Source organism: Sphaerochaeta sp. PS (assembly GCF_032144095.1).
In the GTDB taxonomy this organism is placed as follows: domain Bacteria; phylum Spirochaetota; class Spirochaetia; order Sphaerochaetales; family Sphaerochaetaceae; genus Sphaerochaeta.
Window position 1 is genome coordinate 1 of the sequence record NZ_JAVSNJ010000022.1, and the last position, 20,952, is coordinate 20,952.

Genomic DNA, 20,952 nt, shown 5'->3' on the forward strand with positions numbered 1-20,952 from the left:
GGAAAAAGGGAACTTCGGTTCCCTTTTTTTGTTTGCCTGTTGGTATCACACTAAGAATTGAGGGACCTTGGCTTTGCAGCACGCCTAGAATCGATGGACCTTACAAACAAAAAGTGCGCAACCAATCAAACTCAGCAATTCTTTTGTATGGAAATACACAGATTTGACTGCAATCCTACCCTCCAGAATGCATTACTGAAACCAGGCATACCCATATCAAACTATTTTTAGTCTCTATTAGAGCTGTTTTATATCTATCAATTGATTCTATTGGCTATTTTTTTGATTAATCGATAAAAATATACCATACTAAGAAACCATGAAAAGAACTTCTATTGGTTTCATAGTAGTGTTTCTCCTCTCGCTTTCGGTATTGCATGCATCCATTACCGTAACATACGAGCCCGTACAACCGAGTAAGATGAAGTTTGTGAAGGGTAATGAAGTTACCACTGCTACTCTCCTCCCAACGGGATTCACGGCATCTGATTTTGTTGCCCATATCGGTACCCTTACCTTCACAACTGGTGGGGAACCTATAATACGGCCTATTCTGGTAAATTCTGGCACAACCGGTGACCTATTTTTCAAGGGTCCCCTTACTGTCAACTGGAGCGATACAACAACGTATTTTAAATACTGGGGGGTAGCAACAAACAAACGTACCCCTTTCTCTATCTGGTTTGAGAGTTCAGAATTCATCCTGTATGACGGTACCATAACCACCAGTCCCTATGTCGTTGATATCTACCTACGCAGTGGTTTTCCCTCATCGTATTATATCTCTGGGGAGAAATATGAAATGGTAGGGGGAACGCTTGGGACCTTCAACGTCAAGGTAAAGACAGACAATCCAAATGAGTGGAAATATGTATACGTACCGGTAAACGGACAGACCATCCCTGCCAATGGAAATCCACCCTCCAACCCACAACCCATCCTGTTAGGCGGTTCCACCGAAATACCTGAGGTAGTGCCCTACGGGGATCCCATAGGGGCAGACTACACCCTATTCATCGACGGAAATTTCCCCTTTTCCCTTGAGCAGGCCTTTGAGAACAACAATCCTGTCAAGATTGCATCAGCCCATCTGAATGTGCAAAACACAGAACCGCATGGACCTATGGAGGGTTCATATCGTTTTCCAATAACAGGGTAGACGATGGCTTCAACCTTCGCCTTGATGGTATTGAGGACGAGGGCACAATCCCTTTCAAGCTTGTGTTTCTTGGTCAGGAAATTACAAAAGGAGATCTCTATGAGTGGGGTGGGACCGACCTTGCCATTCCCGACTCCTACCAGGATATCTACATCACCGGTATCAAGCCAGAGAAGGCTGAGATAGCCTTGGCTGGGACCTATTCGGAAAACATCTGGGTTGAATTTGTTCCCTTCGATTAGGGCCATGGTGACCTGCTCTTCATGCAAGGCATACCCCCTTGAGGAGCTGCTTTTCAATAAGGGATTGCAAAATAGGGAACTTCGGTTCCCTTTTTTATGCAACAAAAAGATATTTATTGCTTTTCATTGTATATTTATTCTATATTGGTTGACTTTTATTGCATAACTATGCATCATCTCGTATATCTTAAGGAGATGAAACCATGAAAAAACTAATTGTCCTTGTCATACTTGTAGTATCCATGATCCCCCTATTTTCTGCAGGTAGCAAGGAGAGCTCAACCCTCCCTACCTACGTATTTGCCGCCAACTGTGCCTGGCCTCCTTTGGAGTTCGTGGATGAGAAAGGAAACATCGTCGGCTTTGAGATCGACCTGGTAAATGAGATCGCAAAGGTACAGAACGTAAAGATCACCATCCAGAACGTCGCCTGGGACGGGATTTTCGCAGGTCTCTCCAATGGGGCGTATGATGCAGTTGCATCTGGGGTCTCCGTAACCGAGGAAAGGAAGAAGACCATGGGCTTCTCCACCCCCATCATGACCATCACCCAAGCCATCATCTCCCCTCTTGCTACAAAAGGGCTCACCTCCACCGCTACGCTGAAAGGCAAGAAGGTTGGAGTACAGCTCGGAACGACCGGACACATCTTCCTTGATGCCTACCTTGTAGCCAACCCTGGCATGAAGACAGCCATCATGGCCTATGATGAGATCGGGTTTGCCATTGAGGATATGCTCAATGGGAATCTCGATGCTGTGGTCACCGACTCTGTCATCGCCAGTGACTTTGTCCTTTCCAACCCCAACTATGCAAGCAAGCTGCAGGTCAGTGGCTCAGCCAGCGACCTTGGGGATCCGGAACCGATTGCCATCGCGATGCTCAAGAGCAATACGGCCCTGCAGACCCTAGTCAATGACGGGCTTGCAAAAATCGTGGCATCGGGGAAGATGGTGGAACTGCAAAAGAAGTGGAATATCCTGTAAACGGGTAGAACAACCATGATAAAGCCGCCTTCGGGCGGCTTTTCTGTTTTGCAACCCTTTTGAGAAATGAGGGAGATTATGGCTAGATATAGTGAATATTTATTCACTACTATTGACATACATGCATAAATATGTAGTACTACCTGTATCATAATCCTATACCCAGTGAGTACCCATGGAACACGAATCCAATACGTTTGATGAACTTCACATGACAACAGCAAAACAAAAAATGGTTTCGGTCGACCCTACCGACCATAAGAAGAAACACTCCATCATCCAGATGACCGATGGAGTGCTCATACCGCGCAAAGGTGATGGACATGTGCTCAACTCCTGGAGAATAACCTTTTTCAGTGCACTGGCCCTCCTTGCCTTCCTGGTCATCTTCCTGCCCCACCCCTACCGGGATATCTTCATGGTGGTCATACAAGGAACCCCGGTTACCTTCCAGGCAACCATCCTTGCCATCATGGGTGCCATCGTCATAGGGACGCTCACCGGTTTGGGATCGGTAAGCAAACGACGCTGGGTCAACATGGTCAGTGGTGTCTATGTAGAGCTGATCCGTGGCATTCCCCTCCTGGTCCAGTTGATATTCATCTACTATGCAATGGGCCGTTTCTTCAGGATCCAGGGGATGGTAGCCGCAGTCGTTGCCCTCTCCATCTGTTTTGGCGCATACATGGGTGAGATTGTCAGGGCGGGTATCCAGGCAATTCCCCGAGGCCAGATGGAAGCAGCCATAGCCGTAGGGTTGAGCAGAAGCCAGGCCTTCAGGTATGTCATCCTGCCGCAGACGGTGAAGGTGATCCTGCCTGCTGTCGGCAACGAGTTCATCTCGATGCTCAAGGACTCCTCGCTGGTCTCTGCCATTGCCTTGAGCGACATCCTAAGAAAGGGAAGGGAGTACATCTCACGGACCTTCCTCTCCCTTGAGACCATGCTTATCGTCGCCTTGGTCTACCTGATCATCACACTCCTACTTTCACGCCTCGTCGGAATGCTCGAGGAAAGGTTGCACAAGAATGGCTAGAGTACGAATCGAAAACCTTACCAAGGAATACCAGACCGACAAGGATGTGGTCAAAGCTGTCAAGAATGCCTCCCTCACCGTCGAGAACGGAGAGGTGGTGGTCATCATCGGGCCCTCCGGCAGCGGGAAGAGCACCCTGCTCAGGTCTGTCAACAAACTGGAGATCCCCACCGGTGGACATATCTTCATCGATGAGGACGATGTAACCGACCCCAAGGTGGACCTGAGGAAGATTCGGGAGGAGGTGGGCATGGTTTTCCAGTCCTTCAACCTCTTCCCCCACCTCTCTGTCATGGAGAACATCACCCTTGCCCCGATGAAGGTCAAGAAGATATCCAAGGCCCAGGCCCATGAGAGCGGCATGAAGCTCCTGAAGCTGGTTGGTCTTGAAGAGAAGGCTGATGTCCATCCAGCCCAGCTTTCAGGCGGACAGCAGCAGAGGGTCGCCATAGCCCGTGCCCTTGCGATGGAGCCGAAGGTGATGCTCTTTGACGAGCCGACCAGTGCCCTGGACCCTGAGATGATCAAGGAGGTCCTTGATGTGATGCTCAACCTCGCAAAAAGCGGCATGACCATGCTGCTGGTCACCCATGAGATGGGCTTTGCCAAGGCTGCAGCCGATAAGGTTGTCTTCATGGATGATGGGGAGATTGTAGAGATCGGGACACCTCAAGAGATGTTTACAGCCCCAAAAAGTGAACGTACCAAACTATTTTTGGACCATATACTCTAGGAATAAGGTGTCTATCAGCATCTGTTAAATCCCAATGGTACATATTTTGATAGTAAATTCTGACTAGTTTGTTTTATTCTCTCCAACCGCTTGTCGTTGGGGAGGGTTTGGATGTATGGTTTTTCCCAAGGAGCTATCAAAGAATGCGACAGAAATCCGAATTGAGCTGGCTTGAAAAACACATCACCCTACACAACTATGACGATCCCAAGGCAGAAAGGGCAAATGCAGCCACCCATCTGGTGGGAGTTCTCCTTGCTGTCATGGCATTTGGGATTATCCTCTTCAGGTTGCCCTCACTGCCGACCTTTTCGATGAAGATCGGGATGGTCATATGGGGCCTTACCATGATACTGCTCTACGGGGCATCAACGCTCTACCATTCGCTCCCCCATGGCAACGGCAAACGATTCTGCCGCGTCCTTGACCACAGCAACATCTATTTCCTGATAGCAGGCACCTACACCCCGATGCTCATGTATGTGGGAACTTCAAAGGCCTATCAGATCCTGGCCCTGGTATGGGGCATTGCTGTGGTGGGGATCATCCTCACCTTGCTCTTCTGGGGAAAGATGGGAGCCTTCCATGTCGGTCTCTACATTGCCATGGGCTGGCTTGTGGTCTTCTTCTGGAAGGACATCGTCCCCTATATTCCAGAGGGCGTCATCACCTGGATCATCGCAGCAGGGGTAACCTACACAGTTGGGGTCATCTTCTATGCAAACAAACGCATCCCCCACTACCACGCCATCTGGCATCTATTCTGCATTGGGGGAAGCGCACTCTTCTTCATTGGCTACATGCTCAAGCTGGTCTAGTCGAGCAACTGCTTGATATCCGCATAGAGCACCTCTTCAGGGACAAATCCCAAATACCCTTTCACCACCCTACCCTTGCTGTCGATAAAGACAGTAGTGGGTAGGCTGTTTGTCTGAAAGAGGGCCGCAAACATACCGTCATCGTAATAGACCGGCCCGGTGAAGGGGAAGTCGCGGATAAATGCGTTGACAGTCTTCAGCGTCTCACGCTGTCCATCAAGGGCATCGAGGAAGATGAAGCTGATCTCTTGCCCATACTCATCAAAGGCTTTCTGGAAATGGGGCAGTTCCTGCTTGCAGGGAGGGCACCATGAGGCAAAGTAGTTGATGATGACAGGTTTTCCCTCCCTGACAGCATCAAAGGAGGTAACTGTACCGTCGAGACGGGTAAGGGGGATATTGGGCATGATCGACTCTCCATCCTCTTCTGCACTCTGGTTTTGGTCCGCCTGGGCATCGGTTGGTGGCAAAGCTGGCTCAGCCTCTACGTCGGCAGCTAAAGCAGGAACCTGCGGTGTTGCAGGTGCAGTTTTTTCAGGCTCGACCTTTGGTGCTTGGGCGGCAAGCGTTGGGGTAAAGGAGACAGAGGGGGCATTCTGCCTGAGGCCGTTGTAGGCTACTGCTGCAATTGCCAGTACAACAACAAACGATATGAGGGTTATCAACAAGGTACGGGTATTTTTTTTCATCTACTATCACTCCTAAAGAAATAAGGCTGCCGGGTTGAACCCAAGCACCAGTGCAATACCGAAGGCCAGCAAAAACAGGCCACTTATGATCGAAATTACGTTTGCATGCTTCTTGATAGCAGCAAAGACCCCTTCCAGCTGTTCAAGCAGGATGGCAGAGAACAAGAAGGGAATGGCCAACCCCAAGGCATAGAAGAGAAGCGTCAGCATCCCCTTGTAGACCAGTTCAGCGTTGGCTGCCATCATCAAGGCCGACCCAAGCAGAGGGCCCACGCAAGGGGTCCACCCCAGGGCAAAGACAAAACCAAAGAGAATAGACTTGGGGACATTCATGTTGGCCATGCTCTTGAGCTGGAACTTGTGGTTGGAGTTAACAGCCTTGACGAGAACCAGACCGAGATTGTTCAAGGCGAAGAGGATCACAAGGACCCCTCCTACCCTGTTGAGGATATCCAGGTGGGAACTCAAGAATTGTCCGACTGTGGAAGAGGCAGCCCCGAGTGCGACGAATAGGATGGTAAAGCCCAAGACAAATGCGAAGCTGTTCTTCAGCAACACACCTTTCTTGCCTTCATCTGCAACTCCTCCTGCAAGATAGGAAAAGTACAATGGAAGGATCGGGAGGATGCAGGGACTGATGAAACTGATGATTCCTTCTAGGAATGCGGTTAGATATGCCATGGCTGAGCTTAGCATATGCCAAAAAGGTTCACAAGAGGGAGAAAATCCGCTACAGTCACTCCATGGGAAAAAAACAGAGGAGTCTGGAGGGCGATGCCCTCTTCGAGCTCCACTACCAGGACATATTCAAGGATCGCTGGCCAGCTCTTCGCGCCTCCCTTCTGGAGGAACGCCATCCTGTTGCGTTCAACGAGGGACTCATGGCAACCTACTACCTGGACGAGGCTTCGATAGTTGCCGCTCGCCTTCTTGATGTCCAGCAGGGCGATGCCGTGCTGGACATGTGTGCAGCCCCAGGGGGAAAGACCCTGGTGTTGGCCTCAAGGCTTGCAGGGAGCGGCCATCTGGTTGCAAACGACCGCTCTGCAACCAGGCGGGGGCGCCTGAAGCTGGTGCTGGCAAACCATCTTCCCAGCCAGTGGCTTGAATCGGTGGAGGTTACCGCCCACGATGCCACCAAGTGGGGCCTGCATGAGCATGGCTGCTACGACCGTATCCTCCTCGATGCCCCCTGCTCCAGCGAGAGGCATGTCCTCAACGATCCCAAAGCCCTCAAGGAGTGGACACCTTCACGGCCCAAGCATCTGGCGATCCAGCAGTTTGCCATGCTTGCTGCAGCCTTGGAAGCCGTAAAGGTGGGAGGGCATATCCTCTACAGTACCTGCTCGATCGAGCCTGCAGAGAATGAAGGGGTCATCGAGAAACTGTTCTCCAAGCGTTCCGGCCGTTTTGAGGTGACCGGCCTCGGTGGTTCGGAAGCTGAAGAAAGAACCCACGGCTCCCTCTACCTGCCCGATACGGCCCAGGGGAAGGGACCTCTCTATACCTGCCTCATCAGGAGAATTTCATGAGTAGTGTTGCAATAGTTGCGTGTGAAAATTATGAACAGGCCAAGGTCGACCTTGCCGTCGAGCAGGCCTGTCTGGCTGCAAATATGCCCTCTGTCCTGGACAAGCGGGTCCTTCTCAAGCCCAATGTGCTATCCGATGCCAAGGAGGAGAGGTGCATCACCACCAACACTTCGGTAGTCCGTGCTGTAATCCACCTGCTGAAGAAGCAGGGGGCCAAGGAGATACTGGTAGGCGACTCACCAGGGCTGCAGGGGCTTGCATTCGTCCCCCGCAGCTGTGGCCTGGACAGGGTCTGCAAGGAAGAGGGTGTCAGGTGGGTAGACTTCACCCAGAATCCCACCACCAGGACCATTCCCTACACCCGTGGCAAGAGCCTCCCGCTCGCCTCCATACTGGATGAGGTCGATCTCCTCTTCAGCCTGCCCAAGCTCAAGACCCACCAGCTCATGTATACCACCGGGGCTGTGAAGAACCTGTTCGGCCTTGTCCCCGGGCTGCACAAGAGTCCCTGTCATGTGCTTTTTCCTACCCGGGAGCTCTTTGCCACCCTCATCGTCGGCATACTCAAGCTTGCAAAACCCTCTTTCTCCCTCATGGATGGCATCATCGGGATGGAGGGCCCAGGTCCTGCCAATGGCAAGCCCAGGCACATGGGGCTGATCCTCGCTTCGACAGATGCCCTCGCTCTCGACTACGCCCAGGCTGTGGTGATGGGCTACGACCCTCTTACCATCCCCATCATCGCAGAGGGTTTGAGACGGGAAGCGGGCTCAAAGCCCTCATCCTACCCCCTGCTCGATGCAAACGACCTCATCGTGGAGGATTTCCAACGGATCCAGCAACAGAAACAGACCAGTTTCTTCCACTCCCTCATCGCACCGTTCTTTCTCAGCCGATATATCCGTCGGAAAGTCAAGAAGGATCGCAAGCCACCGGTATTCCTCGTCGACCCCTGCATCCAATGCCGCAGGTGCATTGAGATCTGCCCGGTACAGGCTCTGCACCTTGAGGGCAAGCGCATCATCATCAACGAGAAGGTGTGCGTCCGCTGCTACTGTTGTCATGAGGTCTGCCCAGCCCATGCCATTGAGATCGAAGAACAACGCGAGGCATAAGGAAACCCCATGGAAATCTCCACACTTTTTTTCAGCATACTGCTCTCCTTGCTACCCATCAGCGAGCTTAGGGGTGGCATCCCCTATGCATTCTTCAATGGGGTCTCGCTCTTGGTGGCCGCCCCGCTGTGTATCCTGGCAAACGCCCTTGTTGCCCCCATCGCCTATACTTTTTTGGCAACGGCGCACAAGCTTCTCCATGCTCGCTGGCTCTGGTATGCATCCTTCTTTGACCGCTTTGTCGCAAAGGCCCAGAAGCGGGTCTACCCAAAGGTCAGCAAGTATGGCTATTGGGGCATCCTGCTCTTTGTTGCAGTCCCCCTTCCCATAACCGGTGCATGGACAGGGACACTGGGTTCCTGGATTTTAGGCCTTGACAAGCGAAAGACCATGATGGCAGTATTCGGCGGAGTCGTCGTCTCCGGCCTCATCGTTACCTCACTCGTAGCGTTAGGGGTCGGCATTGACTCCGTATTCATCAAACGAATCTGAGGTACCATGCATTTCAATCTAGAAAAAGAACTCAACAAGGAGCAGTGTCTTGCTGCTTCAACGCTTGACGGGCCACTGCTGGTAATAGCAGGGGCTGGAAGCGGAAAAACCCGTATGCTCACCTACCGCATCGCCAACATGCTTGCAAGCGGTATCGACGAATCAAATATCCTTGCCCTCACCTTCACCAACAAGGCTGCCAAGGAGATGGGCGAGCGTATCAGGGAGCTGACCAACCTCAAGCTGAAGAAGCTGACCACCACCACCTTCCACTCCTTCGGGATGGGGGTGCTCAAGCAGTACATACAACACCTCGGGTTCAAGAACAACTTCACCGTCTATGACACTAACGACAGGATGGCCCTGCTGAAGGAGGTCATCCTCAACCTCGACTATCTGGTGGAGAGCTTCGACCTCTATGAACTCTCTGCCCTCTTCTCGGACATCAAGACAAAGCGCAAGGTCTTTGCACCAGGGGCCTCGGACAAGATACGCAACCTCTACAGCGAGTATGAGAAACATCTCAAGGCGTACAATGCCGTTGACTTTGACGACCTCATCATGAAGCCCTTGGACCTCTATGACAAGAAGCCGGAAATCCTCTCTGCCCTGCGTAGCCGCTACACCCACATCCTCGTCGATGAGTTCCAGGACACTTCCCTGGCACAGTACAGGATGGTGGAGATGCTCGCCGTGGAGAGCAGGAACCTCTGTGTCGTCGGCGATGACGACCAGAGCATCTATAGCTGGAGAGGGGCTAACTACGAGAACCTGGTGATGTTTGAGAAGGACTTCCCCGAGAGGCTTGAGATCAAGCTGGAACGCAACTACCGCTCTTCCGGAAACATCCTGGAGGCTGCCAACAAGCTGATAGTCCACAACCAGACACGCAAGGAGAAAAGCCTCTGGACCGAGAGCGGAAAAGGCAGCTCCATCAACCTCATCCACCCGGCCAACGATGATGACGAGGCTACGGTCATTGCCGACCGCATCATGCAGAGCCACAAGCAGGAGGACCGTCCCTTCTCCGATTTCGGGGTACTGGTACGGACCAACAGCCTCATCGCCAACCTGGAGACGCGGTTCACCGAACAGGGTATCCCCTCCCAGGTAACCGGAGGCCAGAGTTTCTTCGACAGGAAGGAGATCAGGGACATAGTCAGCTATCTGAAGGTGTTGGCAAACCAGGATGATGACATCAACCTGTTACGCATCATAAACACCCCCAGAAGGGGCATCGGGCGAACTACGCTGGAGAAGATGCGCAAGGTCGCCGACGACCATCAGTTCTCCCTTTTCAGTGCACTCTCCCTTATGGCGATAGCCACAGACGGCCAGATACGTGAGGGGATGCAGAAGGCCCTCAAACGGTTTGTCGACCTCATAGAGGAGTACCACGAGCAGCTCTTTTCCACCAGGACCAACCGTGCCCAGATCCTCCGCTCCCTTGTCAAGGAGATAGGGTACAAGCAGCTTCTGGAGAACGAGCATCCAGAGAACGAAGGGTTGGTCAACTTCAAGATGAAGGGCATCGACATGCTGTGCGACATGCTCGCCCGATGGGAGAGGAAGAGCGAAAACCACAACGCCTCGCTCTTTGACTTCATCAACCGCCTCAGCATCAGCGGCAAGGAGAATGTCGATGAGGACGGCAGCGGAAAGATTGCCCTGATGACCATCCACGCATCAAAGGGGTTGGAGTTCGATACGGTGTTCCTTGCCGGTGTCGAGGACCAGTACATACCCCATGCCCGTGCCATAGAGGAAGATCCTGCCAACATCGATGAGGAGCGAAGGCTCTTCTATGTGGCGATAACCAGGGCAAGGCGGGTGCTGGTCATTTCCTCCTGCGAAAAACGCAAGCGTGGCTTCGACCTGGTCACCTCCCTCCCGTCACGCTTCCTTGAGGAGATGCCCAAGGAACTCTTTGATGAGGAGGACCCCTCCAGGAAGCTCGAGGCAACGGAGATCACCGACAAGCTCAGGCTCCTGCGTGAGAGGTTGGCTGCAAAACAGCAACTGAAGACATAATGTAATTCCCCTTAAAGATAGCAATATGGTGTGAGTTGGGGTCCACTCTCTAGCCCTATGCCCATATTGCTTGCTATACTAATGCATGAGTATAAGAAAGGTTGTCTACTTTCTCCTGATCCTCCTTCTCATTGCCCCAAGCCTTTCGGCTGCTATAGAAGCTACCTATGTGCCAGCACCCTACTTGGCTTTTGGCTTGGGCACCCCCCCCTTTTCCCCGACAAAACTGGTGAGCCTGCTTGGCACCCTTACCATAACCGCTACTGCAGGAGAGCCACTCTACCAGCCTAGCCTGGTCAATCTGCAAATAGACAATACCTTCCAGTTCACGGGTCCGGTTACCTATTATGATGACTGGCAGACAGGCTTGCCGCATTGGGACCAGCTGAGCACCAATTTCTACCTTGCCGCAGTAACCACCGAGTTCGGGAATACCAGCTGGAAAAGGCTGAACGGGTCAGGAGGGATAGCCCCACTGACCACCAGCCAAAATAACCTCGGGGTCTCTGTCTTCGTGGTAAAGTTCTATTTCTACAGCGATGCCAATGCAAGTATCTATCAGCCAGGAGGCCTCTACACCAAGAGCAGCGGTACCATTGGCGCATTTACGGTGGCCGTTGCTGCTACTGACCATGGCATATACTACAACTATGTCCCCAATATCTATGTACCGGTAAATGGGCAGACCATCCCTCCAGGAGGAGCCCCCCCTACCAATCCTCCGGAATTTGTCCCTGTAGGCACCCCTTCCCTTCCCTATGAGGACGAGGACCATCCAGTCAATCAGGTAATCTACGCTCTCTCCATCATCGATCAACAGCCATTCACCCTCTCCAGCGGGTATGGCTTTGCAACGGCCCTGATAGCAAGGACTGAGCTTTCCCTCACCAATGCCCTCTCATCAAAAGTATATGGTGTGGATGTACAATTCACCAATTTGGACAATTCCTCTTCGTTTGCACTTCACCCTGATGGATATCCTTCTGGGTATGCAATTCCCTACCAGCTGAAGTTCCTCAACCAGACAGTTGTTCCAGGAGATCCCATCACCTGGTCTCCTCTGGTCAACGGACCCAATCTCCAGGATATCCTCATTACCGGCATTAGCCCTACCACTGCATTGGCTGCCCCATCAGGCCTATTCAAGGATACCATCGTGGTTTCGGTTACCCCGCTTGATACAATCTAAAGCATTCCCATGACAATGTTGTTGCACGGCATTGTTTGATCCGGATAAGCAGTATTGTGAGGGAATGGAAGAACTTGCCTGTCATAAACTTGACGATGCCACTACATACCTGTACCATTGGACAATGAAAAATAGAATCCCAAGAATTCTTGTCAATATGGTCCTTATCTCATTAATCCTCTTACCCCTAGGTGCGGCAACAAACTTTACTGCTACGTACACACCAGCGGGGTATCTCGAGTTCAAAAAAGGGTCCGGGGCCTATGCATCTGACAAGTTTATTGCATTGCTGGGAACACTGACCGTAACCATACCCAATTCTCCCATTTCCCTGAAGGAACCATCCCTCATAAGCTCAGGCTCAACCTGGGAATTCACGTTCACGGGCTTGAGGAACTATGGGGGATACCAGCAGAATGGAACGGGCGGATTCTATCTGGATACCATAACAACGGTACTTTCCCCCGGCACGAGCACATACATTGCAAGAATAGACCGTCAGATCCGTCAGTTGACAACACAAACCCAGCTTACCAATGTCACAAGCTTTGAAACCAAGATATATTTAGTTGCATATGAAAACAGTGCAACCTTCATACCGGGAGAAAGCTATTCCCTCGCAACAGGAACCGTCGGGTCTTTCAGCTTGGCAGTATCCCCTCCTGGAAAAAACATCGATTCCGAACAAACTTATGTTGAAATCTATGGACAAGGCAATAGCCCCCAGACGAATCCTATCCCGATTTTGGGACCAGCAGGTCACGAAATACTGCTGGAAGGATCCCTGCCCTACGTTGATGCAGCCCATCCACCTGTGCGCCCTTCATTTGCCCTTTCCCTTATCAAAACACCGAACATAATCCTGTCCAAAGCCTATACAGGAGGGAACCAACCACCAACGGTGGCAACTGCTTCGGTTGCGATTACCAACGGCAAACCAAACAAGACCTACAAGGTCTTCATCAAATTTGATAGCTCCAGTGTATTGAACAGCCAGTTCCGTCTTCGCCTTACCAATTTCCCCACCGTCTATGCCATACCCTATACCTTTCTTTTCGGAACAGACACAGTGACTCCAGGAGTGGATATCCCCTGGGATGGCCTGGTGATCAACCCAACTGGCCAACAGAACAAGAAGACCATCAAGGTCACAGGGATAGATCCGGCTATCGCTGATAAAGCTGTCTCAGGGGGCTATAGCGACACCATAACCGTTACCATCACCGCTTCTGATACAGTATAGGACAATTTTTCCCAAGAACATTCACGCTTCTTGCACAAGGTAGGGAAAAGTGTGTATTGTCAAGTAAATGTCTTGGAGGAAATCTACATGTTTGACATCGACTACGCAAAAACCCCGGTAACGGATTTCTATGGGAGCAATTGCTTCACAGAAACAGAAATGGGAAAATACCTCAGCGACCCTACAATCAGGGAACTCAAAGAGGTCCAGCGTGGTCAACGCGAGCTTACCTCCGACCTGGCTGACTATGTTGCCAGCGCCATGAAACAGTGGGCCCTCACTAAGGGAGCCACCCATTTTTGCCATTGGTTCCAGCCCCTCACCGGCCTGACTGCAGAAAAACATGACTCATTCATTACCCCCACAAAGGGAGGCAAGGTCCTGCTCGAGTTTTCGGGAAAAGAGCTCATCAAGGGCGAAGGCGATGCCTCATCCTTTCCCAACGGAGGCCTGAGGGCCACCTTTGAGGCCCGGGGCTACACTGCCTGGGACACCTCCTCCCCTGCCTTCCTCAAGGATGTCTCAGGCGTCAAGACCCTGTACATCCCGACTGCCTTCTTCTCCTACAACGGGGAGGCCCTTGACCAGAAGGTTCCTCTCTTGCGTGCAAACCAGGCACTTGAAAAACAGACACTACGGGTATTGCGTGCCTTGGGCAACACTACCGCAAAAAGGGTCATCATCAATGTGGGACCTGAACAAGAGTACTTTCTTGTGGACAAGAAGTTCTACGACCAGAGGCCTGACCTTCGCCTAAGCGGCCGCTCGGTGATGGGCAACCTTGCAGCCAAAGGGCAGGAACTCAACGACCACTACTATGGAACCATCAGCGACAGGGTCACCATCTTCATGCGGGAGCTCAACTATGAGCTATGGAAGCTGGGTATCAGCAGCAAGACACAGCACAAGGAAGCCGCTCCCAACCAGTTTGAGATCGCAGTGGTCTATGATGCGGCAAACCTTGCGGCAGACCACAACCAGCTGCTTATGGATGTCCTGCAGAGTGTTGCCCTGCGCCATGGCATGGTAGCCTTGTTGCATGAGAAACCTTTCCTGGGGGTCAACGGTTCTGGCAAGCATGACAACTGGTCGTTGGCAACCGATGACGGTACCAATCTGCTTTCGACAGGCTCGAACCTTGAGGACAACGTGCAGTTCTTGTTGTTCCTCACCTCCTTCATCAAGGCTGTCGATGAATATGCCCCTCTCATCAGATGCGGGGCGGCAACTGCAGGCAATGACCATCGTCTTGGCTCCTCAGAGGCCCCTCCAGCCATCATAAGCCTCTACCTGGGCGAACAGCTGAGTTCCATCCTCGATGACCTAGCCGAGGCCAAGCATTGCTCCAAAAAGGACAGGCAGTTTGTCAAGCTGGGTGTTTCGATGCTTCCGCAGCTTCCCAAGGACCTGACAGACAGGAATAGGACCAGCCCCATAGCCTTTACAGGAAACAAGTTCGAGTACCGCATGGTCGGGTCATCACAATCGGTCTCCACAGCCAACGTCTATCTCAATACAGCGATGGCACAGGTATTGGAAGAGGTTGCCGACCGGCTGGAGAATGCAAAGGACAAGGACCTTGAGAGCCACTGCATCATCAAGGAGTTCTATGAAAAGCACAAACGCATCATTTTCAATGGAAATGGATATGACGATTCATGGGTAGAGGAAGCCAGGAGACGTGGCCTCCCCAACTTTTGCGACACGGTCAGCGCCCTTCCCCAGATGATGAGCGAGAAGAACCTGCAGCTGTTTGCAAACCAGAAGGTCCTTTCAAAGAGTGAAGTAGAATCCCGTGTCGAGATCTCATTGCAGACCTACAGCAAGCAGGTGAACATTGAAGCCGCAATCATGGTTGAGATGTGCAGGAAATATGTAATTCCCGCTGTTGTCCGCTATTTGGGCAAGCTCAGCGACAGCATCACAAAGCAAGAGGCCCTGGGTCTTGCAACGGATGAGCAAAGGCAGATAGCCACCACCCTCTCCACCACCCTCAACAAGGCCATAGCAGCGACAGAAACCCTGCATGTAAGCGTAGCAAAGGCACTCTCCTACAAGGAGGAGGTACTCAAGCAGGCCGAGCTCTATCGTGATGAGGTTGTCGTACAGATGTTGTTGCTCAGAAGCCATGTCGATGTGATGGAAACCCATACCGACAAGAAGATGTGGCCGTTCCCAAGCTACGACGACCTTTTGTTCAGGTTGTAGCAAAACCCGTTCGGTGGATGGCAATAAGCAGAGAAGTGAGGAGGATTGACCAGGTCAATCCTCCTTTTTTCATCTGGTCAAAGCAAGGTCTCCATCAGCTATCCAACCCATCTTTCGCATCCATTCACTGATAAGGAGAGCAATGCAGGCAGGGAGAATAAAATGCATCACCAGGACAACCGGCAACGAACTAATGCCCATTGCAGCAATTGCGCCGAACTGTCCGACCAGGCCGCTGCTGCCCATTCCAGCCCCACTGCTGGTGTTTTCCATATGGAATACCATGGTGCTTATAGGCCCGAGAATCGCTGAGGCAACAGTAGGGGGAATCCAGATCCGAGGATTTTTCCATATGTTGGCTATCTGCAGCATGCTGGTTCCCAGCCCCTGGCTGAGTAGGCCTGAAACCTTGTTCTCCCGGTAGGAGATCACGGCAAAGCCAACCATCTGGCAGCAACATCCCACAGCGGCGGCCCCTGCAGCCAACCCGTTGAGCCCCAATCCGATGCAGATTGCTGCGCTGCTGATGGGAAGGGTGAGTATCATCCCGACACTGGTGGAGACCAATATACCCATCGGAAGGGGATAAAGAAGGGTCAAGGCATTGATGAAGGAACCGAGGTACTGCATGAAGAAGGCAATTGCAGGGGAGAGGAACATCCCAGCCAGGGATCCAGCCATAATGGTTGCCAAAGGGACAACCATTATGTCCACCCCTGTTTTCCCTGCTACTCTCCTTGCCACCTCTGAGCCGATCCATGCAGCTACCAAAGCCCCGACCGGCTCTCCGACAACGACTTTCAGCAAGGCCCCGCCATCCCCAAGAACAAAGGTCCCCGCTCCGATAGCCCCTGTAACAGCACTGCAGAGTATACCCAAGGGAGGAGCACCTATCGCCAATGCAACCCCAATGCCAATTGCAGGGCCGCTGAGAAACTGGGCTACCATGCCAATCTGTTCAATTGTGGGAATATGGGCATACAAACCAATCTGCTTGATGATGAGCCCGATGATGAGGGAGGCGAACAAGCCTTGGGCCATTCCTCCAAGAACCTTGACAATATAGTCAGAGACACCACTTCTTCTAGCCATAGAAGCCTCTTCCACGTTGGATTTTGGTGGATGACTTGACGTATGCCGCGACCATAGTCCAGCATAAGGCCTCCGTTTTGGCTGAGTATACCAAGAGGTGCAGAGAGAGAGAAGATGGTTTTGGATAAATCCTATTCGTTTTTGTCAAAACCACTACTATTGTTCAAATTTCAAGATATAAAACATATATACTAATCCGTAATCGGTATCATATAGATCAAAGCCTAAAGAGAACCCCTTCATGCCCTGAAAGAACCAGGTTTCCCAAGGAAAACTTCTGCTGGACACTCTCAGAGGAGGTAGTGAACACTGGCTGGGCAGTATTGGCATGCACTCCGAACTCCATCAGGGAGACTGCCTGTTCCTTAGCTGAGAAGTTGAGTACCACAAGCAATTTCCCCTCTTCAGAAGTACGGGTATATACCATCAGATTCGGATTATCTGATGGATGGAATTCGCAAATGCCGCTCAGCAACACAGGTTCAGTGTTTCGAAACTGGATCAGGCTCTTGTAGAAAGTGAGCATGGAGTCACCCTCCATTTCCTGGTTCTCCACAGCATAGCGATTGGCCCCCTTGGAGAAAGGCAACCAAGGCTCGACCTCGGAAAAACCGTGGGTCTCCCCTACCGTCCATACCATCGGGCCACGCTGAGGGTCCCGTCCCCTATAGAAGGGCCAGTACCGCTTGCCAAGGGGATCGCGAAGATCCTTCCTATAGATAGAGGAGTCGGGAAGTCCCAGCTCCTCACCATAATAGAGGAATACGGTCCCTCTTTGGGTAAGGAGAAAGAGAGTCGCCAGCCTGGCTTTCTTTTCATTGCCTCCAAAACGGGTAATAGAACGGTTCACATCGTGGTTATTGAGAACCCATGTAGGTGTTCGGTGTTTTCCCACAGCCTCATACCACCGTTTTGCAGAGCGTTGCCATTTCTGTGCCGAAAAGGTTGTGTTAATGAGGGAAAAATCAAAAGTGAGGTTTAGCTCTTCACTCCGGGAACCTAGATAGGATGCGGCCAACTCAGGTTCTCCTGGGTTCTCGACCATGATTTCACCAACCAGCATCCTGTCAGGATAGGTATCGACAAGACGGCGCAACAAGCTCAGCTTTCCATGGGTCTCTGGGCGGTTCCTGTCAAAAATATGGCGTTGCATATCATAGGGCCTTGGGCGGCTGCCAAAAATCCTTGGGTTATCCCTGAAGGAATCATCCTTGATTATGGAATTGATCACATCAAGGCGGAATCCATCCACCCCCTCCTTAAGCCAGAAGCTCACTTCACCGAAAATGGCATCTACCGTTGCAGGGTTTCTCCAGTTCAGGTCAGGTTGTTCGGGAAGAAAGGAGTGGAAGTAGTACTGGCCTCGCTCTTTGTCGTAGGTCCATCCCTTCCCACCAAAAGCGCCCTTCCAATTGTTAGGGATTGAGTCTTTCCAAATATAATAGTCAGCCTTCTCAGAGGTTCTGGATTTCCTGCTGTCCAAAAACCATGGATGGCTGTTTGAGGTATGGTTGAGCACAAGATCAAAAATAACCTTGAGGGAGAGTTCATGGGCTGAGGAAATGAGTGCTCGGGCATCCTCCAGACTCCCAAAAATGGGATCTATAGCACGATAATCCGAAACATCATATCCAAAGTCAGCCATAGGTGAGGCGAATATCGGGCTGAGCCAGATGGCATGTACACCAAGGGCCTTGATGTAGTCCAGGCGCCTGACAAGGCCCTTGAGATCTCCAACACCATCATCATTGCTATCCTGAAAGCTTCTTGGGTATATCTGATAGACGATACAATTCTGCCACCATGCTAAGTCCATGCATAACTCCTGGATATGAGTATACAACAGAGCCTTGGTAAACGAAACAAGAATACCAGCATAGAAATGCTACAAGAGACTTTGTCAGGAATCCACACTTCAGTGCAAGGTTACCTCTATGGGTATTGCATTGTTCCAACATTGAATAGAGGTAATTGTACTTATTAATACAACTATTACCATAGTGTTAATAATAGTTCTAAAATTGTTTTTATTTCAAACCCATATAATTTTTATATAGTTTAAATATATTTTTACTATATTTGGGTTTTACTACTTATGTCTCTTATGAAGGATGTTTCTGCGTTTATGTTAGAATATGAATACACCCCTGGTACATCCCAAGGCCCAACACTAGCATGATCAGTATAGTATTTGTAGTATGGTAGACATATATTACTATTAATGTAATATAATTTTTACACATATTAAATGTATAAAAAGCATATTTTCAATATATTTTTTATATAATTTAAATACAGTAATTATCTTTTTTGATAGTATTATAGCTTATATATGATGGTATTTTTATATACATTAAATGATGTATTTAACGGTTATAACCAAATCAGCCCTAGCTGTTGCTTGCCCAAAAAATTGAACTTAAGCTGAAAAAACAAAACCTTATTCTTGCCCATGTTTCTTGGAAAATTCCTTAAGGGAAAAACGTATTCCTGCAGCCCACCCCAAACCCATGCTTGCAAACAGTTCCTCGAGTTCCCTTTTGAAGGATGGCTCAATGGAAAAGGTAGTCAGGATTTTTTTCTCTTTTTTGGGTTTGCGTACCTCATTTGCAAAAAGCTGTTTTGCCTTCTGTCCGCTAATACTGCTCTCAGCAACTACTTCATTTTCTGTTTCTGGATTACGTTTTAAAGCCATTTCTATCTCCAAATCTCCGAGTTTAATGTATGCAAAGAATCAAGGGTAGACTGTTTTAACCCCTTACCTCTATTCTTAAATAGTTGAGGTGCCGAACCAGCTTCTTGTGCTTTTCTGAAAAGAGGATCAACAGGTATCTTATATACGGTAAATTTGCCTTCACAGGCAGCAAGATAAATATCTCGGTGTTGTTTGATTCTATTGTCAAAGGAATTTATGATAATCCTTGAATGCTCAACATTGGAACGAAGATTCTTCTTCAACTTAGCAAGTTCTTCAATGAAAATTTCCAGCCCATCAAGGCTAAATACCTCAGGTGTCATTGGAGAGATAATTTCATCACTGGAAATGAGAGCAGCCCGTTCCAGACGGCCTAGCCCTGGAGAGAGATCCAAAATGATACGTTCATACGATTTAGAGAGTTCCTTAATGAGATCCTGCAAAACAAAGGGCTCTTCTGCCAGTTTTGTCTCAGAATAGGTTTTCAGGGAACCACCAATGCCAAACGTCGGCAACATGAAGAGATTCGGGATATGAGGAACAGCCACTATTGCATCAGAACTATAACACTTACCCTGAATAACATCGGCAAGCTCAAAAGACGGGGCATCCTGCAAAAACCATGAAGAAGCATTCCCTTGTGGATCAACATCAATAAGAAGGGTTACATACCCATCCAGTGCTGATTGACAAGCAAGGGTTCCGGAGATAGTTGTTTTGCCTACTCCACCTTTTTGCAGATGGAAAGATATCGTTTTTGCCATTTTTGCCTTTAACGTCAGTATATACCGTAGTATTTCATAGCACAAGTATAATTACTCATAAATAGGTATATAGGTGTAGTGATAGCAAATACCATAGTTTATTTAGTACTTCTATATAAGTTTAGTAGTAATTTAATTTATATCTGATGGTGTTTTTAGGTATATTCTATGGCGAATTACCATAAACTAACGTAGTTTACTGAGTAATTGTTCAGAGGAAACATATTTGTATTTGAATTTTACTCTGTAATAGAATATTCCAATTTTACTAAGATGGAAGACGTTTTTTTCGTACTCAAACACTTGGCTATCAATGATACACAGCCATACGGCAAAGCTTCCTGGACCCTCATGGTACTTGCAAAAAGATCAAGCTAAGGTGCCTGATCATCTCTAGTTCAAGGGAGAATATCTTTTTGCACCGTTTGTTGATGCTTCTTTAATTGATACTGAATCAGTACCCAATGAGAGTCATGTTGGAATTGTGGATTCTTGGATACATCCAATGGTGTATTTGGAACCAGTTTTTTTCAAGATGTAAGGAACCCAAGTATGTTCACGCTAAAAATTTGAAATTGTTCCTTACTACTGGGTAAAAACTGTAGCGAAGGAATACAAGCCTCTTTAGGGTAAAAAATAGTACAGGTAAACTATGTTATGCTATCATTCAGATATAGATACTTATTGGTATGCTATTGTTTCACATATTTTTTATAGTATTATATAGTTTTATTGTATAATTTAATTTTGTATCTATACGAATTTAATACTATTGTAGGTATATTTTTATATCGTAACTTATCAATAAAATTACTTTCCAATATAACTTGAATTACTTTTACTATGTATATAGCTTCATCTCCCTCCCTTTGGCTTTGACCGAACCTAGCTATACCTACACTGACAAAACTTTTTCGCAAAACACCAC

General features: G+C 49.5%; 19 protein-coding genes. 13 read left to right on the forward strand and 6 right to left on the reverse strand.

The window, feature by feature from the left end; genetic code table 11:
* Positions 1–319 precede the first annotated feature (319 nt).
* From ROJ03_RS12660 to trhA, 6 genes are all read left to right on the forward strand, one after another.
* Positions 320–1,159, forward strand: a complete 840-nt coding sequence (locus tag ROJ03_RS12660) for a hypothetical protein (protein WP_313727431.1) — start codon at positions 320–322, stop codon at positions 1,157–1,159.
* Between the two features lie 62 nt (positions 1,160–1,221).
* Positions 1,222–1,401, forward strand: a complete 180-nt coding sequence (locus ROJ03_RS12665) for a hypothetical protein (protein WP_313727432.1) — start codon at positions 1,222–1,224, stop codon at positions 1,399–1,401.
* A gap of 203 nt (positions 1,402–1,604) precedes the next feature.
* The gene (locus ROJ03_RS12670; RefSeq protein ID WP_313727433.1) at positions 1,605–2,387 is read left to right on the forward strand and encodes a transporter substrate-binding domain-containing protein; all 783 of its coding nucleotides are present in this window, start codon (positions 1,605–1,607) and stop codon (positions 2,385–2,387) included.
* A 175-nt stretch (positions 2,388–2,562) separates the two neighbouring features.
* Positions 2,563–3,423 (forward strand): amino acid ABC transporter permease, encoded by an 861-nt coding sequence (locus tag ROJ03_RS12675; protein ID WP_313727434.1) that lies wholly within the window; start codon positions 2,563–2,565, stop codon positions 3,421–3,423.
* Complete coding sequence (locus tag ROJ03_RS12680; RefSeq protein WP_313727435.1) at positions 3,416–4,156, forward strand: amino acid ABC transporter ATP-binding protein; 741 nt, start codon at positions 3,416–3,418, stop codon at positions 4,154–4,156. The genes ROJ03_RS12675 and ROJ03_RS12680 overlap by 8 nt, the downstream gene beginning before the upstream one ends.
* Before the next feature lie 143 nt (positions 4,157–4,299).
* Entirely contained in the window at positions 4,300–4,974 is a 675-nt protein-coding gene (gene trhA, locus ROJ03_RS12685) for a PAQR family membrane homeostasis protein TrhA (RefSeq protein ID WP_313727436.1), read from the forward strand.
* On the opposite strand, the gene ROJ03_RS12690 is transcribed toward trhA, so the two are convergent.
* Positions 4,971–5,663 (reverse strand): TlpA disulfide reductase family protein, encoded by a 693-nt coding sequence (locus ROJ03_RS12690; protein WP_313727437.1) that lies wholly within the window; start codon positions 5,661–5,663, stop codon positions 4,971–4,973. The genes trhA and ROJ03_RS12690 overlap by 4 nt on opposite strands.
* Before the next feature lie 12 nt (positions 5,664–5,675).
* A complete protein-coding gene (locus tag ROJ03_RS12695) occupies positions 5,676–6,344 on the reverse strand; it encodes a cytochrome c biogenesis protein CcdA (RefSeq protein WP_313727438.1) in 669 nt (222 codons plus the stop codon).
* A gap of 62 nt (positions 6,345–6,406) precedes the next feature.
* On the opposite strand from ROJ03_RS12695, the gene ROJ03_RS12700 reads away from it, so the two are divergent.
* The 7 genes from ROJ03_RS12700 to ROJ03_RS12730 all read left to right on the forward strand — a co-directional run bounded on the left by ROJ03_RS12700 (position 6,407) and on the right by ROJ03_RS12730 (position 15,473).
* Positions 6,407–7,195, forward strand: a complete 789-nt coding sequence (locus ROJ03_RS12700) for an RsmB/NOP family class I SAM-dependent RNA methyltransferase (protein WP_313727439.1) — start codon at positions 6,407–6,409, stop codon at positions 7,193–7,195.
* The gene (locus ROJ03_RS12705; protein WP_313727440.1) at positions 7,192–8,310 is read left to right on the forward strand and encodes a DUF362 domain-containing protein; all 1,119 of its coding nucleotides are present in this window, start codon (positions 7,192–7,194) and stop codon (positions 8,308–8,310) included. The genes ROJ03_RS12700 and ROJ03_RS12705 overlap by 4 nt, the downstream gene beginning before the upstream one ends.
* A 9-nt stretch (positions 8,311–8,319) precedes the next feature.
* The gene (locus ROJ03_RS12710; RefSeq protein ID WP_313727441.1) at positions 8,320–8,802 is read left to right on the forward strand and encodes a small multi-drug export protein; all 483 of its coding nucleotides are present in this window, start codon (positions 8,320–8,322) and stop codon (positions 8,800–8,802) included.
* Between the two features lie 6 nt (positions 8,803–8,808).
* Complete coding sequence (locus ROJ03_RS12715) at positions 8,809–10,833, forward strand: UvrD-helicase domain-containing protein (protein WP_313727442.1); 2,025 nt, start codon at positions 8,809–8,811, stop codon at positions 10,831–10,833.
* Between the two features lie 85 nt (positions 10,834–10,918).
* Positions 10,919–12,022 carry a hypothetical protein gene (locus ROJ03_RS12720; protein ID WP_313727443.1) on the forward strand — a complete coding sequence of 368 codons (1,104 nt, stop codon included), beginning with the start codon at positions 10,919–10,921 and terminating at the stop codon, positions 12,020–12,022.
* A 124-nt stretch (positions 12,023–12,146) separates the two neighbouring features.
* Positions 12,147–13,265, forward strand: a complete 1,119-nt coding sequence (locus tag ROJ03_RS12725; RefSeq protein WP_313727444.1) for a hypothetical protein — start codon at positions 12,147–12,149, stop codon at positions 13,263–13,265.
* An 87-nt stretch (positions 13,266–13,352) separates the two neighbouring features.
* On the forward strand, positions 13,353–15,473 hold the full coding sequence (locus ROJ03_RS12730) for a glutamine synthetase III (RefSeq protein ID WP_313727445.1): 2,121 nt from the start codon (positions 13,353–13,355) through the stop codon (positions 15,471–15,473).
* Between the two features lie 69 nt (positions 15,474–15,542).
* Here ROJ03_RS12730 and ROJ03_RS12735 read toward each other — a convergent pair whose 3' ends face one another.
* The 4 genes from ROJ03_RS12735 to ROJ03_RS12750 all read right to left on the reverse strand — a co-directional run bounded on the left by ROJ03_RS12735 (position 15,543) and on the right by ROJ03_RS12750 (position 20,024).
* Positions 15,543–16,565: a PTS sugar transporter subunit IIC gene (locus ROJ03_RS12735; protein WP_313727446.1), complete on the reverse strand. Its 1,023-nt coding sequence runs from the start codon at positions 16,563–16,565 to the stop codon at positions 15,543–15,545.
* Positions 16,566–16,782: 217 nt separating this feature from the next.
* Positions 16,783–18,381, reverse strand: coding sequence for an alpha-amylase family glycosyl hydrolase (locus ROJ03_RS12740; protein WP_313727447.1), 1,599 nt, complete (start codon positions 18,379–18,381; stop codon positions 16,783–16,785).
* A gap of 624 nt (positions 18,382–19,005) precedes the next feature.
* Complete coding sequence (locus ROJ03_RS12745) at positions 19,006–19,272, reverse strand: hypothetical protein (protein WP_313727448.1); 267 nt, start codon at positions 19,270–19,272, stop codon at positions 19,006–19,008.
* The gene (locus tag ROJ03_RS12750; protein ID WP_313727449.1) at positions 19,263–20,024 is read right to left on the reverse strand and encodes a ParA family protein; all 762 of its coding nucleotides are present in this window, start codon (positions 20,022–20,024) and stop codon (positions 19,263–19,265) included. Before ROJ03_RS12750 ends, ROJ03_RS12745 begins: the two co-directional genes overlap by 10 nt.
* Positions 20,025–20,952: the final 928 nt, after the last annotated feature.

Excerpts from the sequence above, each read along its gene's own strand:
- ROJ03_RS12660 (WP_313727431.1), top strand. The coding sequence starts at position 320 with ATGAAAAGAACTTCTATTGGTTTCATAGTAGTGTTTCTCCTCTCGCTT.
- ROJ03_RS12670 (WP_313727433.1), top strand. The coding sequence starts at position 1,605 with ATGAAAAAACTAATTGTCCTTGTCATACTTGTAGTATCCATGATCCCC.
- ROJ03_RS12675 (WP_313727434.1), top strand. The coding sequence starts at position 2,563 with ATGGAACACGAATCCAATACGTTTGATGAACTTCACATGACAACAGCA.
- ROJ03_RS12680 (WP_313727435.1), top strand. The coding sequence starts at position 3,416 with ATGGCTAGAGTACGAATCGAAAACCTTACCAAGGAATACCAGACCGAC.
- trhA (WP_313727436.1), top strand. The coding sequence starts at position 4,300 with ATGCGACAGAAATCCGAATTGAGCTGGCTTGAAAAACACATCACCCTA.
- ROJ03_RS12690 (WP_313727437.1), bottom strand. The coding sequence starts at position 5,663 with ATGAAAAAAAATACCCGTACCTTGTTGATAACCCTCATATCGTTTGTT.
- ROJ03_RS12695 (WP_313727438.1), bottom strand. The coding sequence starts at position 6,344 with ATGGCATATCTAACCGCATTCCTAGAAGGAATCATCAGTTTCATCAGT.
- ROJ03_RS12700 (WP_313727439.1), top strand. The coding sequence starts at position 6,407 with ATGGGAAAAAAACAGAGGAGTCTGGAGGGCGATGCCCTCTTCGAGCTC.
- ROJ03_RS12705 (WP_313727440.1), top strand. The coding sequence starts at position 7,192 with ATGAGTAGTGTTGCAATAGTTGCGTGTGAAAATTATGAACAGGCCAAG.
- ROJ03_RS12710 (WP_313727441.1), top strand. The coding sequence starts at position 8,320 with ATGGAAATCTCCACACTTTTTTTCAGCATACTGCTCTCCTTGCTACCC.
- ROJ03_RS12715 (WP_313727442.1), top strand. The coding sequence starts at position 8,809 with ATGCATTTCAATCTAGAAAAAGAACTCAACAAGGAGCAGTGTCTTGCT.
- ROJ03_RS12720 (WP_313727443.1), top strand. The coding sequence starts at position 10,919 with ATGAGTATAAGAAAGGTTGTCTACTTTCTCCTGATCCTCCTTCTCATT.
- ROJ03_RS12725 (WP_313727444.1), top strand. The coding sequence starts at position 12,147 with ATGAAAAATAGAATCCCAAGAATTCTTGTCAATATGGTCCTTATCTCA.
- ROJ03_RS12730 (WP_313727445.1), top strand. The coding sequence starts at position 13,353 with ATGTTTGACATCGACTACGCAAAAACCCCGGTAACGGATTTCTATGGG.
- ROJ03_RS12735 (WP_313727446.1), bottom strand. The coding sequence starts at position 16,565 with ATGGCTAGAAGAAGTGGTGTCTCTGACTATATTGTCAAGGTTCTTGGA.
- ROJ03_RS12740 (WP_313727447.1), bottom strand. The coding sequence starts at position 18,381 with ATGGACTTAGCATGGTGGCAGAATTGTATCGTCTATCAGATATACCCA.
- ROJ03_RS12750 (WP_313727449.1), bottom strand. The coding sequence starts at position 20,024 with ATGGCAAAAACGATATCTTTCCATCTGCAAAAAGGTGGAGTAGGCAAA.